This window comes from Pedobacter antarcticus, from assembly GCF_900112985.1.
Lineage (GTDB): Bacteria > Bacteroidota > Bacteroidia > Sphingobacteriales > Sphingobacteriaceae > Pedobacter > Pedobacter antarcticus.
The window spans coordinates 19,300-35,914 of sequence record NZ_FONS01000017.1; the positions used below are offsets into that span (position 1 = coordinate 19,300).

Annotated in this window: 14 protein-coding genes and 1 tRNA gene; 10 read left to right on the top strand and 5 right to left on the bottom strand. The window is 40.0% G+C overall.

Going from position 1 to position 16,615, the window contains the following annotated elements:
• Position 1: 1 nt before the first annotated feature.
• From BM192_RS19935 to rodA, 5 genes are all read left to right on the top strand, one after another.
• Positions 2–1,024: a rod shape-determining protein gene (locus BM192_RS19935; RefSeq protein WP_037440490.1), complete on the top strand. Its 1,023-nt coding sequence runs from the start codon at positions 2–4 to the stop codon at positions 1,022–1,024.
• A gap of 67 nt (positions 1,025–1,091) precedes the next feature.
• Positions 1,092–1,931 (top strand): rod shape-determining protein MreC, encoded by an 840-nt coding sequence (gene mreC / locus BM192_RS19940; RefSeq protein ID WP_037440488.1) that lies wholly within the window; start codon positions 1,092–1,094, stop codon positions 1,929–1,931.
• Complete coding sequence (locus tag BM192_RS19945) at positions 1,921–2,436, top strand: hypothetical protein (RefSeq protein ID WP_037440486.1); 516 nt, start codon at positions 1,921–1,923, stop codon at positions 2,434–2,436. The genes mreC and BM192_RS19945 overlap by 11 nt, the downstream gene beginning before the upstream one ends.
• The gene (gene mrdA, locus BM192_RS19950; protein WP_074589159.1) at positions 2,436–4,355 is read left to right on the top strand and encodes a penicillin-binding protein 2; all 1,920 of its coding nucleotides are present in this window, start codon (positions 2,436–2,438) and stop codon (positions 4,353–4,355) included. Before BM192_RS19945 ends, mrdA begins: the two co-directional genes overlap by 1 nt.
• Positions 4,355–5,620 (top strand): rod shape-determining protein RodA, encoded by a 1,266-nt coding sequence (gene rodA, locus BM192_RS19955; RefSeq protein ID WP_037440484.1) that lies wholly within the window; start codon positions 4,355–4,357, stop codon positions 5,618–5,620. Before mrdA ends, rodA begins: the two co-directional genes overlap by 1 nt.
• Here the strand turns inward: rodA and BM192_RS19960 are convergent.
• Positions 5,617–6,819 carry a hypothetical protein gene (locus tag BM192_RS19960; protein ID WP_139218472.1) on the bottom strand — a complete coding sequence of 401 codons (1,203 nt, stop codon included), beginning with the start codon at positions 6,817–6,819 and terminating at the stop codon, positions 5,617–5,619. The genes rodA and BM192_RS19960 overlap by 4 nt on opposite strands.
• A 102-nt stretch (positions 6,820–6,921) precedes the next feature.
• Here BM192_RS19960 and BM192_RS19965 point away from each other — a divergent pair, with 102 nt between their 5' ends.
• A complete protein-coding gene (locus tag BM192_RS19965; protein WP_037440482.1) occupies positions 6,922–7,497 on the top strand; it encodes a thymidine kinase in 576 nt (191 codons plus the stop codon).
• A 151-nt stretch (positions 7,498–7,648) separates the two neighbouring features.
• On the opposite strand, the gene BM192_RS19970 is transcribed toward BM192_RS19965, so the two are convergent.
• A tRNA-Phe gene (locus BM192_RS19970) sits at positions 7,649–7,721 on the bottom strand.
• A gap of 224 nt (positions 7,722–7,945) precedes the next feature.
• Here BM192_RS19970 and BM192_RS19980 point away from each other — a divergent pair.
• The 4 genes from BM192_RS19980 (at position 7,946) to BM192_RS19995 (ending at position 13,335) form a co-directional block, all read left to right on the top strand.
• Positions 7,946–8,530: an RNA polymerase sigma-70 factor gene (locus tag BM192_RS19980; RefSeq protein ID WP_037440479.1), complete on the top strand. Its 585-nt coding sequence runs from the start codon at positions 7,946–7,948 to the stop codon at positions 8,528–8,530.
• Between the two features lie 73 nt (positions 8,531–8,603).
• The gene (locus BM192_RS19985) at positions 8,604–9,593 is read left to right on the top strand and encodes a FecR family protein (protein ID WP_051759851.1); all 990 of its coding nucleotides are present in this window, start codon (positions 8,604–8,606) and stop codon (positions 9,591–9,593) included.
• Between the two features lie 131 nt (positions 9,594–9,724).
• Positions 9,725–12,523, top strand: a complete 2,799-nt coding sequence (locus BM192_RS19990; protein WP_037440477.1) for an outer membrane beta-barrel protein — start codon at positions 9,725–9,727, stop codon at positions 12,521–12,523.
• A 617-nt stretch (positions 12,524–13,140) separates the two neighbouring features.
• Positions 13,141–13,335 (top strand): hypothetical protein, encoded by a 195-nt coding sequence (locus BM192_RS19995; protein WP_037440475.1) that lies wholly within the window; start codon positions 13,141–13,143, stop codon positions 13,333–13,335.
• Positions 13,336–13,850: 515 nt separating this feature from the next.
• On the opposite strand, the gene BM192_RS20000 is transcribed toward BM192_RS19995, so the two are convergent.
• The 3 genes from BM192_RS20000 to BM192_RS20010 all read right to left on the bottom strand — a co-directional run bounded on the left by BM192_RS20000 (position 13,851) and on the right by BM192_RS20010 (position 16,551).
• Entirely contained in the window at positions 13,851–14,855 is a 1,005-nt protein-coding gene (locus BM192_RS20000; RefSeq protein ID WP_037440473.1) for a hypothetical protein, read from the bottom strand.
• 4 nt (positions 14,856–14,859) lie between these two features.
• Positions 14,860–15,060, bottom strand: coding sequence for a hypothetical protein (locus BM192_RS20005; protein WP_170844866.1), 201 nt, complete (start codon positions 15,058–15,060; stop codon positions 14,860–14,862).
• A 675-nt stretch (positions 15,061–15,735) separates the two neighbouring features.
• The gene (locus BM192_RS20010) at positions 15,736–16,551 is read right to left on the bottom strand and encodes an AbiH family protein (protein ID WP_139218473.1); all 816 of its coding nucleotides are present in this window, start codon (positions 16,549–16,551) and stop codon (positions 15,736–15,738) included.
• Positions 16,552–16,615 lie beyond the last annotated feature (64 nt).

A 16,615-nucleotide genomic window follows, 5' to 3' on the forward strand; every position in this document is an offset into this window, starting at 1 on the left:
AATGGGTTTATTTAACTGGTTCACACAAGAGGTTGCCATAGATTTAGGCACCGCAAACACCCTGATTATACACAATGATAAAGTGGTTGTTGATGAGCCTTCGATAGTAGCTTTTGACAGACAGACAAATAAGATCATCGCTATCGGCCGTCAGGCTATGCAAATGGAAGGTAAGACACACGATAATATACGTACAGTCAGACCTTTAAAAGACGGTGTAATAGCTGACTTCAACGCTGCTGAAGCCATGATCAAAGGAATGATCCGCATGCTTAACGGCGGTAAAGGCTGGATGTTCCCTTCCCTGAGAATGGTAATATGTATTCCATCCGGTATCACTGAAGTAGAAAAACGTGCAGTTCGTGACTCAGCTGAAATTGCAGGCGCGAAAGAAGTTTACCTGATTCACGAGCCGATGGCTGCTGCTGTAGGGATTGGCATTGACGTAGAAGAACCTATGGGTAACATGATTATAGATATCGGTGGTGGTACTACTGAAATTGCTGTAATCGCACTTTCCGGTATAGTTTGCGATCAGAGTATTCGCGTAGCCGGAGACAACTTTGACTCAGATATCGTCAACTATATTCGTCGTCAGCACAACATTATGATTGGTGATCGTACTGCGGAAAAAATCAAAATAGAAGTTGGTGCCGCTTTACCTGAATTATCAGACCCACCTGCAGATTTCGCTGTACAAGGAAGAGATCTGATGACAGGTGTACCGAAGCAAATTACTGTTTCTTACACTGAAATCGCACATTGTCTGGACAAATCAATTTCTAAAATTGAAGAAGCAATTTTGAAAGCTCTTGAGATTACACCTCCTGAACTTTCCGCTGACATCTATCAGACAGGAATTTATCTGACTGGTGGCGGTGCTTTACTGCGTGGTTTGGATAAACGTGTAGCAGCAAAAACAAAATTACCGGTACATGTCGCGGAAGACCCACTAAGAGCAGTTGTACGCGGTACAGGTATAGCACTTAAAAACATCGGGGGATATAAATTCCTGATGCAATAAATAAAGAATAGCATAAAATGTGAGTATAGCTAGAGGCTGTACTCACATTTTTCATAAGGAAATTAACATGCGTAACCTTTGGATCTTCATAAACAGATATAACGCATTTTTCCTGTTCATAATCTTTTTTACAGCGGGTATCATACTAACTGTAAGAAACAATGCTTATCAGCGCAGCGTAACCTTCAATTCTACCAATGCAGTTGTTGGCCAGGCTTACGAGAAACTGAACGTATTTAAGCGATATATGAACCTGGGTACTGTCAACGACAGCCTCGCCCTGGAAAATGCCAGGCTCAACACCAAAATACTAGCGATCCAAAGCTTGGATACCGCAAAAAACACCCTGGTTAAGGACACAGCAAATCATGTGCAGTATACCTATCTCGCCGCCAGAGTTATTAAAAACTCCATTACTTTAAGAAATAATGTAATCACAATTAATAAGGGATCTGCTGATGGAATTCAGAGTGGCATGGCCGTGATTTCTGCTGGCAGAGGGGTTGTAGGGATCATCAGAGACGTTTCAGATCATCTTGCCACTATTGAATCCCTCTTGAATAAAGATGCCAAGATCAGTGTAAGTATTAAATCTACCAACGCACTGGGTTCGCTTGTTTGGGGAGACCGTAATTCAAATTATCGTAAAGCCTACATTAAGGATATTCCAAATCATTTTAAAGTTAAATTAAAAGATACTGTCGTAACTTCCGGTTTTGGTTCATTTCCAGCTGGAATTGAAGTTGGTACGATTAGTAACAGGGGAATTTCTACCGGAGATAATTTCCTGACTATACAGATTGACCTCTTTAATGATTTCAGTACCTTGCAGTATGTGTATGTGATCAAGGATAAATTAGCACAGGAACAGAAAACACTAGAATCAAAGTTACCAAATGAACAGTAAAATCATACTAATTAATATTTTAAGGTGGTTTATTCTGCTTTCTGTGCAGATCCTGTTACTTCGTAACCTGAGTTTTTATGATCTGGCTACTCCTTTTACATACATTCTTTTCTTACTGCTGCTCCCATTCGGTATTCCCAATCTTGTTTTATATCTAATTGCGTTCGGCACTGGCTTAACATTGGATACATTCTTTGATACACTTGGTGTTCATACAGCAGCATGTGTTGCTCTGGCTTTTGTACGCATTTCGTTTATCTCAATTACGGTAAGCCGTGACAATTTTGACGAGCCGGAACCTACACTTGGGAATATGGGGTTTAAATGGTTTTCTCTTTACGCCCTGCTGTGCACATTCTCACATCATTTAGTTTTGTTTCTTTTAGAAGCATTCCGATTCACAGAACTGTCCTACACCCTAGCGCGGTGTTTATTAAGCGGCACCTTTACATTGTTTACTGTATTCATGATAGAATTTATATTCTATAATAGAAAAATGCGCTAATGGATAATCTGTTCAATAGAAAATATATCGTTCAGGGACTCTTTATAGTGGTTGCATTAATTCTTGTCGGCCAGCTTTTCTATATTCAGGTCGCTAGTGATCGGTATTTCTTATCAGCAAACAGCAACGTCTTAAGAAAAAAATATACGTTTCCGGCTAGAGGCGTGATCTTGGACAGGAATAATAAGGTTATCGTTCAGAATGAACCAGTATATGATCTGATGGTTACCCCAAACCTTGTCAAAGAATTTGATACACTTGCTTTCTGCAATATTATCGGCATAGATATGAAAGGATTTCATAAGCGTTTCGATAAAGCCAGAAATCAGAGCAGGTATCAGCGTACCGTCTTTGAAAAACAGCTCTCCGTACAGACATATGCTGCACTTCAGGAGAGACTTTCCCGTTTCCCCGGATTTGAAACACAAAACAGGACAGTCAGACATTACCCCGATAGTATTGCAGGACAGTTTTTTGGTTATGTAAAAGAAGTATCGGCGAAAGATATAGAAGACAGTGAAGGATACTATCGTCCAGGGGATTATATAGGTAAATCTGGTGTGGAGCGGGAATATAATGACGTTCTCAGGGGTGAAAGAGGTGTAGAGAACACGATATATAACGCCAAAAACGTACCTCAGGGAAGTTATCTGGATGGTAAATTTGATACGCTAGCTGTGTCTGGCGAGACTTTAATCTCATCACTGAATATTGACATTCAGAAGTTGGGTGAGCAGCTTATGCATAATAAAGTTGGTAGTATCGTTGCTATCGAACCTTCTACCGGAGAAGTCCTGGCATTTGTTAGCAGTCCGACTTACGACCCTAATTTGATGGTTGGCCGTCAACAGGGAAATAATTATATGGATATCTTTCGTCAGCCGAATCGACCTTTTACAGTAAGACCACTTTCAGGTTATTATTCACCAGGATCATCCTTCAAACCGCTGGATGCATTACTTGGTCTGCAGGAAGGCGTTATAGATCCAAATACTACGTTTAACTGCCCCGGTTATTACTGGGCCGGAAATCACCAGGTTAAATGCGAACATGTTGATGGAAATATATCTTTGCGAAAAGGTCTAGCCAGATCTTGCAACACCTATGCGTGTTATGTCTTTCAAAAGTTGATGACACAGAAGAAATTCAAGAATAAGATTGAAGCCTATGATTCCTGGGAGGCTAAAGTAAGAAAGTTTGGTTTAGGCTCGAAACTAGATCTTGATATGCCTTTTGAGAGAAAAGGCAGGCTGTTTACTTCCGAAGAATATACTAAAAGATTTGGAAAGTACTGGGGCTATACCACTATCATTTCACTGGCAATCGGCCAGGGTGAGATGAGTGCAACACCACTACAGATGGCAAATATTATGGCTATTATTGCCAATCGTGGTTATTATATGAAACCTCACTTGATTAAAGGCATCGGAGAGAAGAAGAACGTAAGAAAAGAATACCTGACTAAAAACTATGTGGACGTCGACACCAGACATTTTGAACCTGTAATTGATGGGATGCAGGATGCTGTTAATGCTGCATACGGTACAGCAAGAGCTTCGGCTATTCCTGATATACTCTTTTGTGGAAAAACCGGAACCGTACAGAACCCGCATGGAAAAAATCACTCCGTCTTTATCGGATTTGCACCAAGGGATAATCCTAAAATTGCAATAGCTGTAATTGTGGAAAATGCAGGATTTGGTAGTTCATATGCGGCACCTATAGCCAGTTATATGACTGAAAAATATCTGACAGGTAAACTTTCCGGTAACCGCGGAGAAAGAGCAGAATGGATGAAGAAGCAAGTTATTTTACCTGACATGCCAAAACCAAAGGTTAAATTACCGCCATATCAGGCAGACAGCGTAAAGCCAGTACCAGTTCAGCAACCAGTAAACCAATCTACATCAATTAACTAATGAGTACACAACAAGGCGGCCGTTTTTTCTTCAATGTAGACTGGATCACAATTCTAATCTATATAGCCTTATGCGCAGTTGGATTTGTAAATATTTACGCGTCTATTTATAACCCGGATAATTCAACCCTGTTTAATTTCAGCAGTAATTACGGTAAACAACTCATTTTTATTATTACGGCGCTGATAGTAGGCTTCTCCATATTGCTGATGGATGCAAAGTTTTTCAGTGTCTTTTCACCAATAGTTTATGGGATAACCATGCTGTTGCTTGTAGCCGTACTTTTAGTTGGCCGAAAAGTCGCCGGAAATCAAGCCTGGATTCCCTTGGGTTCTTTCAGGCTCCAGCCTTCAGAGCTAGCCAAATTTGGTACAGCCTTATTACTGGCCAGATACGTCAGTAGCTTCAATCCTAAGTTTAGGGACTTCAAATCTATAATGTTTGCTGCATTAATCGTTTTATTTCCCTTAATGCTGATTATGCTGCAACCAGACACAGGATCTGCACTGGTATTCCTATCCTTTATGTTCCCTTTATACCGGGAAGGACTTTCGGGGTATTTTTTATTGATTTTTCTGGGGATGATCGTCTTGTTTATTGCAGACTTCCTGTTACCCATTACACTCATTATCCCGGTGATATTGGTTATTGGTGGAATATTCGTCTATCAGAACAGAAGAAAACAGAAAGTCATGTTTTCTATCATATTGACAACTATAATAGCTATCGCCTATTTATTCTTGGTCAGGGTAGCTTATGAAAAAGTATTGGAACCGCATCAACGGACAAGGATTGAGATCATGCTTGGCCAGAAAACAGATCCGAAAGGAGCAGGTTATAATGTGATCCAGTCAAAAATTGCTATCGGCTCGGGTCAGATCACCGGACGGGGATTTCTAGAAGGTACACAAACCAAATATGGTTATGTCCCTGAACAGAGTACAGACTTTATTTTCTCAACAATCGGTGAAGAATGGGGCTTTGTGGGCTGTACCGTCGTAGTTGCGCTCTACCTTTTTCTACTGCTCAGGTTAATTAATCTGGCAGAACGTCAGCGATCAACTTTTTCCCGGGTGTACGGCTACTGTGTCGCTAGTATTATATTCTTCCATTTCTTTATTAACATAGGTATGACTATCGGAATAATACCGGTTATAGGAATCCCTCTTCCCTTTATCAGTTATGGAGGGTCTTCCTTATGGAGCTTTACCGTGTTACTATTTATCTTCCTGAAGCTGGATTCAAATCGTATGGGCTTTATTTAATGATTAAAGCGTTGCTGCAATAATTCATAAAACTGATCTGCAGTTTCCTGTTTACCTTCCCAATTATGCTTCACTGCATAATTGTTCTGAAGAAACTGGTGGGCACTTTCCAGGTCAGGCATTTTATTAAGCAGATCAATAGCTTCTGAATATGCCAGATTGTATCCGTTGAAAAGATCCTTAATATAGCGCATCTTATCATTCAAACTTATCGCTTGCTTCAAGTCGTGAATAACCGCTTTCTTTTGTTCACTCGTCGTATTTCTGGTATTCTGGCTGGATAGTAAATCATTCAAAGTTAGTTTAGGCGCGGTATTGTCGACATTTTCAGTTTGTTTACGCTCGAGTTCGCGACTGTCTGCCTTAACTGACTCTGGCTGCTGAAAGGATAAAGGAGTACTCAACTTCTCTCTTTCCGGAACAGATGGAGGAATGGACAGGTCGGGCTCTGTATGTTGCGCAACAGAATCCGGCAATGGAGAAGCAGGAGTTGCTGTTGAGGTATCGTGGTCAGTCTGGAAAACCTCTATCGGTCGTTCCTGAACCGGGTAATCCGTTTTCACTTCAGTTTCGACAGGCAAATGAACTATGGGCTCGACAATAACAGTTTCCGCGGGAGTAACTGCTTCTAATGGCACTTCCTGTACCTCCGCTAATGTAAAAGCCGTTTCGGAATCAGCTGATACGAGAAAAGGCTCCGGTCCTATTTCATCATCTTCATCAGTTACAGGCTCAACCATTAAGCTATCTTTTTCACGAAGCTTTTGCTTTTGCGCAATTATATGCTCCTCTTCTGCGCTTAGTGCCCTGTCAAATATTTCCCCTACAGCTTTTTCTTCGAAATCAAACAGATCTGCTGATGGCTTGTCATTAAGAATGAACTCAAACTTCGACGGCTCATTGTCAGGTTTGAATATTTCCTTTTCCAGTACAGGTATAACCGGTTTGATCTCCACTGTGGAAACCTCATCCTGATTAATATTTTCCTGCGGCTTGTCCTTATTTACAGGTGAATTCTTAGCCTTACTCATCTTCTGAAATACCTGGACATGCTCCGCTAAAAAATTAGCATTAGCCTGGAAAAGATCCAGTTCAAAGCCATTCCAGTCACGCGGGTGCTCTTCGAGATATTGGTATTGATCTGTCAACTCATTGAGTATCTGTCCGATTTTTTTGAAAATATCCTCCTGGTTCATCATAGTATAATAACGTTCAAATTGATCTTTTATGTTGATAACTAAACATTCAAAAGTAGCACAAAATTTCGATATTCGTCCGACAGTTATCCCCCAGTTTTCAGCATGTTATTTAGTGAACAAAACTATTCCAGAGGCCAGTTTGGCGGCAGCATAGAAGTGATATGCGGCTCTATGTTTTCAGGTAAAACCGAAGAGCTGATCCGGAGACTGAAGCGCGCAGAGATCGCTAAATTAAATGTTGAAATATTTAAACCCGCTACCGATATACGTTATGATGAGACAGCAGTGGTCTCTCACAATTATAACTCCATCCAATCTACACCGGTAAGTCATTCATCTGCCATCCTGTTATTACGTTCTGACACACAAGTTGTCGGTATTGATGAAGCGCAGTTTTTTGACGATGAACTTCCTGAAGTTTGTAATAAGCTCGCCAATAAGGGCGTGAGGGTTATTGTTGCAGGACTGGATATGGATTTCAGCGGTCAGCCGTTTGGACCGGTGCCGGCATTAATGGCCATAGCCGAACTGGTAACCAAAGTAAATGCAGTTTGTGTACGGTGTGGAAGTCCGGCGATGTATTCTTTCCGGCACGTAGCCAGTGAAGCAAAGATTTTATTAGGCGAAAAAGAAAGCTATGAGCCGCGTTGCAGGCCATGTTATCATGCTAAAGACTAAGATCAAATTCCATCTTATCCACAAAACCCATACTTATTCACATTAAAATGTGGATAAGTATGGGTTTTATTTCCACGCTAATGAGACGCACAAGAAAAGCGATATACCAAAACAGCCTGTCTTCATTACGAAAACAGGCTGTTTGTTAGAGTGGTGTGGGCCGGGATCGAACCGGCGACACAAGGATTTTCAATCCTTTGCTCTACCGACTGAGCTACCGCACCATCTTATTAAACATGATTTAAAGCATGCTCCACCTCGGTAGGTGGGCTGCAAATGTAGTTTCTTTTTTTGAAATACAAAATCAATTTTCTATAAAATTATCCAAAAAAGGAGTGTCAATCTCCATCCCCCTGATTTTCAGCATACACTTTTTTCAACCGGAAGCGAAAAATTTAAACAACACCATAAAAATGGCTGTAAATACTACATTTGTCCTAACCGGCCAATGAAAGCATATGCTACTTTAACTGATCTGCAATTAACCGACCTTCTTAAAAAAGATGATGAAGCGGCTTATAAAGAAATTTATGCGCGTTATGCACCCCTATTAGCAGACTTTACTGCGTCAAGATTATTTAGCCTGGATGATGCGAGAGATATCATCCACGATGTATTTCTCCTGCTCTGGGAGAAAAGAAAGACACTGGTTATCAACCTGAGCCTGAAAGCATACCTTTTTGCAATTGTTCGCCATCGCATTATTGACCGTATTCGCAAAAATGTGACTAGAGAAGAATATGCCGTTATGCTGCAGGCGCTGGCAACGGCTTATGAACCTGGAGTAGAACAACAAATCGCAGCAAAAGAGCTTCAGCAGACAATCAATCGCGCACTGGAAAGCCTCTCGCCAAGGATCCAGGAGATATACCGGCTAAGCAGAGAACAAAACAGAAGCGTATCTGAGATTGCAAATCTGCTGGGATTATCTGAACAAACAGTCAAGAATCAACTGACCGCAGCACTCAAACATTTAAGAAAGTCGCTGGCTGTCGTATCCACACCAGCCTTCCTTTTCTGGCTACTTTCATAGACAAATAAAAAATATCATTTTCCGATGGTACTACCTCTCCTTTCATCCGACTACAGTTCAAATGCAGGATTAAATGAACCGTCAACAAATAGAATCTTTACTGGATAGATATCTCAAGGGTGAAACTACTACCGCAGAGAATACCGTTGTGGAGACATGGCTTGAGGAAAACCTACATTCGAATTCGCCGTGGAGCGGTCTGGACGAACAGGAAAAGTCAAGCTGGCTTTCCGGCATCTATCAGGATTTGGAGCAGAGTAGAGAGAAAGCACCAGAAAAGATTATTCCTGTAAAAAAGAAAAAAGCACCTTACCTGCAATTCATTGCGACAGCCGCAGCCCTGATCGCAGTACTTTTCGCGATTTATCTGCAATCTTCCGACGAATATCATACTAACCAATCCCTAAAACTTACAGCGTTAACTGTTCCTGCAGAACAAACCAGGCAGATTATGCTTCCAGACGGAAGCAAAGTCTGGGTAAATGCCGGATCAGAACTTAAATTTCCTGAGACCTTCGGCGGTGAGACCAGGGAAGTATATCTCTCGGGTGAAGCCTATTTCGATATTGCTCATCATCCCGATCGTCCCTTCCTCATTCACGTAGGAAAAATAACAACGAAAGTGCTCGGTACAGCTTTCAATATTAAAGAAGATAAGGATCAGCACCTGGTCACTGTAACTGTCACACGCGGTAAAGTAGGCGTTGCGGCCGGCACCAGACAACTGGGGATCATAACCCCCGATCATGAGCTCAGCTTCAATTTACTTAATGAAAAGGTGATCAGGCGTAAAGTCGATGCACTTACCTCTATTGCCTGGCAGCACAGGGAACTTCAATTTGAAGATGTCACCTTTGAGCAGGCTGTATCACAACTGGAAAAACGCTTCAATGTGAAGATAACTTTTAAAAATAACCAGCTGAAGAACTGTAGGTTCTCCGGCACCGAACCTTCCGGCGCCGGTCTGGAACAATTATTAAAAGTAATATGCGCCATTAACCATGCAACCTACCAGACCAGCGAAGATGGAAGCATTCAAATAGACGGAAAAGGATGTAATTAAATTTTTTGAACCTAAGACGATACTCCAGGAATAGCGTCTTAAAATAACCTGTAAGCCGGCGGGAATCGGCTCACAGGTATCCCGGTAAACCGGGGTTTAATCGATTGGAAATCAATAAAACATTTAAAAGTATGAATATTTCTGCGAAAAAGCGGGATCAGGGAGGTCTATGCTCCAGATTAAAGACTAACAGCGTTACTACACCAACAATAGCCATTCAATTTATGCGAATCAGCTTTATCTATATATTACTAACAGCTGCAACACTGAATATGTTAATGGCTTTTGATTTGAAGGCGCAGGACATGAATACGGAAACTATAAGGCTGGAGCTTCACCAGGAAAATCTTTTAACAGCCATCAGAAAAATAGAAAAGCAAAGTAGTCTCAGGTTTTTTTTCAGAAGCAGCGACATTGAAGCAGTCAAACCATTAAATTTCAGCTCAGGACCCCGTACGATCCGACAAACCTTAACCGAAATACTAAAAGGATCCGGCCTGACTTTCCGGCAGGTTGATCAAACAATTCTGATTGAAAAAAAAAGCCAGCAGCAGAAAAACCAGATCGAAGGAAAAATAACAGGAACTGATGGCCTGCCTATCCCCTATGCTACTATTGCCCTTAGAAAAACCAATGAATCCGATATACTAAAGACGGTCAGTACCGACAGCCTTGGTAATTACAAATTCGATTTGCCAGAAAACGGCGATTACCTGCTGGACATTTCGGCTATTGGTATGCAGAAAAAAACCGTTAGCATTACCATTATAAATCAGGAGACCACCATACTGGAAGACATCATGCTAAGCGATCAGGCCGGTAATTTAAAGGAAGTTACAGTGATCGGCAAAAAAGCATTTATAGAACAAAAGATAGATAAAACTGTGATTAATGTTGGTAGTCTGATTTCCAATAATGGAGCTAATGCACTGGAAGTACTGGAGAAATCGCCGGGCGTAGTGGTTGACGGAAATGGTACGATCAGTTTTAAGGGGAAACCAGGCGTTACTATATTCCTGGATGGAAAACCAACCTACCTATCCGGAGCGAATCTTGCTAACTATTTGAAATCTATACCTGCCTCATTGCTGGAACAGATAGAATTGATGGATAACCCTCCAGCGAAATTTGATGCAGCGGGTGATGCCGGCATTATTAATATCACTACTAAAAAAACGAAAACTGCCGGATTCAACGGCTCTGTCGCCGCAAATTACAGCCAGGCACATTACGGTCAGACCAGTGAAAGTGTAAACCTAAATTACCGGGTCAACAAAATAAATCTGTTTTCCAGTGCCTCCTACGCACTTAAGCAAGACTTCCGACAGTTTGGAGAAACCCGGGAATATTTTGACAAACAGGGTCTGTTACGGAATGTATTTGAGGTAAATGCACATATGAAACCAGTCAGTAATAGTGGCAATCTGAAAATTGGAATGGATTACTACCACTCCCCTAAAACGACCTGGGGCATTATTTTTACCGGATCATTATCACCAAGAAAGGAAACCTTTACAGGAGAAACCTGGCTACTAAACCAAAACAGAGGGCTGGACTCCATCATCTATGCAAAAAATACAGGCAAGGCTCATTTTAACAATGGCGGTGTGAACCTAAACTACAGCCATCAGTTTGACAGCCTGGGAAGATCAATTACATTTGACCTGGACGGGCTAACTTATAGCTCCACCAATAAACAACGCTTTTTCAATCAGAGTTTCGATGCGGTAGGCAATCCAGGTCATACACAAATCATTACCGACAATCTTCCAACCAGCATCCAGATCTATTCGGCAAAAACAGATTATACCCGTCCTTTAAAGGGAAAAGCGAGAATAGATGCAGGCTTAAAGACCAGTTATATTGAAACAGATAATCAGGCTAACTATTTTAACGAGATCAATGGAGAATCCATCACCGACCCCAACTTCACGAATCACTTTCTCTATAAAGAGAACATTAATGCGGGATACCTGAATTTTAATACCTCCTTCAGAAGATTCGCTTTACAAACAGGTTTAAGGGTCGAGAATACCAATTCCAAAGGCCATCAAATAGGAAATGAGATACGGGCAGACTCCTCTTTCACAAAAAGTTATACCAATCTCTTTCCCACAGCTTACCTTTCTTATAAATTAGATTCCGCAGGTAGGCATTTACTGATCCTTTCATTTGGGCGCAGAATTCGCAGGCCATTTTATCAGGATCTGAATCCTTTTGTGACCATTATTGATAAGTACTCTTATTTTTCAGGAAATCCATTCTTGAAACCACAGTTTTCAAACGCATTAAAAGCATCTTACAGTTATAAAAGCTTACTGACAGCTTCGCTCCACTATATGAAGACCAAAGACCTTCAAAATGAGGTAATCAGGCAGGATGGTGATATTTTTATAGATGGAGTCGGAAACATAGGTACTGCGAAATACATCGGTGCCTCCCTTACCCTATCCCTCTCACCATATCCCTGGTGGATGACCAATACTTATATGCAGGTTTTTAACACCTCATTTAAGGGGCGTTTATTCGACACCTTTCTGGATGAATCCAGAACTATGGGAGAAATTAATATGACGAATATTTTCACCTTACCAAAAGGCTGGGGAATGGAACTCAGTGGCTTCTATGTTTCAAAGCGCAGTGTAGCTCAATTCATAAATAACGGTACCGGGCAGTTAAATGCAGGTATACAGAAAAAAGTCTTGGAGAATAAGGGTACCATCTCTTTCAATGTCCGTGATATCCTGAAAACATATAATAACAATGGGATTACTACTAATATCCCAAATGCGACTGAAGCATTCAGAAACAGATACAACTCACAGTCCTTTACTTTAGCCTTCAATTATAGCTTTGGCAGTTCAGGTAATAAAAAGTCGAAGCGTGAAACGGGAAGCGCAGACATAGAAAAAGCCCGTATTAAACAGTAAGCATCGGCTTTATTCCAGCAACCGAAAAAAAGTTTGCTGGAATAAAGCCGATGCTTACTGTATGAATTTCCTGCTTGATCCTATTAAAACACAACGTTTTTGATAAAGCAAACCAATATCTTTATAAAAGAGATGAACACCAGCCATTTAATATATTGCAAAAAACAACTGTCAAGGTTATTATTAACCGGCCTATTGTTCTTTTCACTTTTCAGCATTTCCGCGCCGGCTGGTTTTTCGTCCATACAGGTACAAAAGACTGCCACTGAAGCCTCCTGCCCGCAAACCACGATCCATCCGGTACACGTGTCTTTTATACAGTAAAGCGGAATTTTACTAGTTTACCCAATTGGAAGATTCAAATCAGAACTGCAGGATTCGCAGCAGTATACAAACACACCCAATTATACACAATTCGGTTTAATAGGCTTCTCGATCAATTTAAGCTATTGAAATCTTGAATCGCAATCGCCTACGATGCCGCTAATCCCAGTGCTTACCAGAAAGAACCTGCAGATATGTAAATTAATTCACCAGCCCGTCCCTTTTAGGCACGGCTCTATGAGTTAATCAAGGCCGCCTGTGTGTAGCCATTCCTTAATTTTCAAGCAGAATAAATGCAAAGTTTAAAGAAAGCTTTCAGACTGCTGTGTCTGTCTGCACTTATTATATTGGCCTCTTTTGAAGTAGGCCTAAGTGGCGGAATCGCTATACCCGTATCCAGAAAAAGAGAAGACAATACAATCACAACAGAACTGGTAGAAGCAAATAATGAAGACTCAGATTCCCAAAAAGAACAAAAAACCAGGTAACCAAAAAAGCTCCATATTTGTCTGAAGCTTTCTGTTAGAGTGGTGTGGCAGGGATAAGTTTTTCAAGAAATTTCCTATCTGATTTCTGTAGAATAAAGGATTTGGATTTATAAATGATTTAGCGATATGATGTGAGTATCTCAATATGTTAAAATTATGCTGAGATAACTGCATCATTAGATTATTTCAAAAAACGTTCTGAACATTCCATACCCATGGTCTCGGAGAATATTACGCAATTCTGAAGAATTGAAATTCCCAAAGATTCTTACACTAGATATATGCTAGCAATAAATATAAATATGTGATCTCAGTAATCTGCGTCCGGCAATTATGTAAATTATCTAGATCATTCCGGAGAATTGAAATTACATCGGTAGTCTTTGCACGAATCCACGTTAAAAACTGCTGGCCCATAACAATATACAGGACGAACACTGGATTAGATCTTGCCATGGAGGAGGATGGGATATTGCGCTGAGAAAGCAGAATCAGACAGTATTATTGGTATAAATCTATATGATATATAAGACGAATAAGGATGTAAGGATAAAGCATAACAACAGTACGAAAGTTGCGATCCTAGCACGATTAGACAATGGTTGAACACCATTGCTAGCTGGGAAAAACGATATAATCAGTATGGAAAAATATAGCCATGAAAAGAAAAGTGTGACGGCACCAGAGATCTTCCGCCAAAGGTCGAGGTCGAGTAACCAGGGGTAAACCAGAATACTGATGAGCACCAAACCTGAAAAGCAAAGTGTAATATATTTGAGAACTTCTTTATTTTGTCTGACCTGGAAGTTATAACGGATGTTCATGTTCTGTACGGTCGAAAAGGGGATGATAAAAATATCACCAGGTATATGTTTCATCCCATTCTGGGATTGTGAGAACCTGCTTGCACCTGTAAGATAAATGGTATCCAATTCATTTTTGGTATTCAAGGTATATTGCGTTAGCAGTCCTGAAAAAAGATTTGATTTCCCATCATTATCCTTGAGCATTAGGTCCACTTCTGTAGATAAAAACTTTCCCCTGCCTGTCATCTTAAATTCCGGTGTACGCAGAATCTCCCCTTTAAAATAATAATGCCATTGGTTGAGAAACCTGAAGGCTGGAAACTTTAAGTCAAGACTAAGCATCCTGATAACTTTGAACAAAAAGAAACCAAGAGCGGCAGCAAGTACAACCGAATAAACTGCATAAAATAATACATTAAGTAGTTGATCTGGTGTAACATTGGGAAGCTTATTATCCACTATATTTCTATATAAAGTCTGGAGCATTATTCTCCAATCCTGATAACTTACGTTGATAATGCGACTAAAGGTCAATGCACTGATAATCTGCACCAAAATTCCCCAGAAGAGACTTGTTATGATCCGATCCGCAAAAATACCAGTATTAAATTGACCTGAAAATGCACCCTGAAAAAAGAACCGCTTAAAAATGATTCCCGGAACAATCAGAATAACGATATACCCAAAACTGAACAAAGTAACACTTGTATCCACTTAACTAGGTGGTTAATTCTAGTTCCTGATCATTACTTAATTTAACCTTTTCAGTACCGTGTTTGCCAGCATTCTCTAGTTTCCGAAGTTTTTCCAGTGCTTCTAGATAGTTCTTTTTATCATCTGGATTAGCCATAATTTCCTTGACGCGATTGCTCATTACATCGGTATCTGAACTGAAAAATGTCTCGAGGAGATTTTTCATACTGATAGATAATTCTTTAATGATGGTCATGACAATAAGATAAGTGTTTACCAATATAAATAATTTTATGCAGATGTGTAACCAGGAGCTAAAAAAAATACTAAGCCTTGACATATCAACAACTTCTGATTTCGCTAATTGTTTTCGGTGATATTATTGGTATCAAAGAATCTTACTTAATTCAACGGCAGAGCTGATTGCATCAGCTTCGATACTATCCAATCTAAACATGCATATGTCAACTGTAAAGAGGCTTAATCAGATTTAAATCTGCCGGTTTTGTCTCGTTCTTCATCTCGCCAATATAAAATAGAAAAACACCGAATCGAAAAACTTCTAAGCTAACAACATCATTGAATTGATTTCAAGTCCCGAAGCAAGTGTAGATCTCATAATGAATCGTCTGAACTGACCCATAACTAAACTAAATGCCAGGCAGTTTTCTTTGGTTAACCTCTATAGGGTTTTTTTATTATGATTTTTCCTTATTAAAGAGCAGGACGTGATTTCTTGGTCCATTACATTTATGACAAGAATACTTTTTAGCCATGTTGAGATTTTTAATATTAACGCCGGCGAAGGTCTCAAACCATGATTATCTGCAGGAGATCGCAAAGTTTTAATATGCACGAATTAATTATAAATTCATACAGAATATATAATTCTCAGCGGCGCTTAACCGAGGACGCTGTCGATAAAAGTAACGGTATTGGATTGCTTCAATGCTGAAAGGCGATTATTGGTCATATCGTCCAGTTGCATGTGCAAATCTAAATATCCTTGTTTACCATAATGAAAAATGATCAAATCCTTCCTCTTATTGCTAAAGGTAGCATTACTAAAAAAATCTTTGAAGTACATAAAATCTGTTATTCCTAAGGAATGACCAAAAAAAGCTAGTGATTCGGCACCTTGGAACATCTTTTTAAAGTCTCGTGGGCTAAAATTTTTGTTGAAAGACTTTTTCAGGAAAACATGCTGCCTTTTTATTTTTGCTGAGTCTTCCACGCCAAAGATAATATTACGGGCTGCAGTTGAACCATGAATTTTAATCAAAATATCATCAATTTGTTGATCAGACTTACCGAAATGCTGCAGAAGCAACCTACTGGTTGGGGTATAATTGAAGTCAATTACTAAAAACTCTTTGTTCTGATAAGCTTCAAAAAGGTCATAAGCTCTTGCTGTAGGCCACTGATCCTTCGGATAGTGAATTTGTTCCAAATAATTCATTAGCGCAGCACAAACATCATCATACTCTTTTTCTAGATTCCCCAGTTGGTTATGTGAGCATGCTGTGAGTTCGTTTTCAATATCAATCCAATTGTTTAGATCGTTTTGTTCATGGAGATAGTTAGCCAGTTCACTACCAAAATTCTTTAATTTCAGGAACTGCTCACTTTTAACAAAGTCACAATATCCTGTTTTTAGACCGAAATTTAAATCGAATCCATTTCCTAATATGAGAATGTTGGTAGGTTGCTTTTCCATCAAATAAAATTTAAGAGGAAAGGTACCTATTGTTGCACTTTTTTCAAACTCATAAAGGTATGTG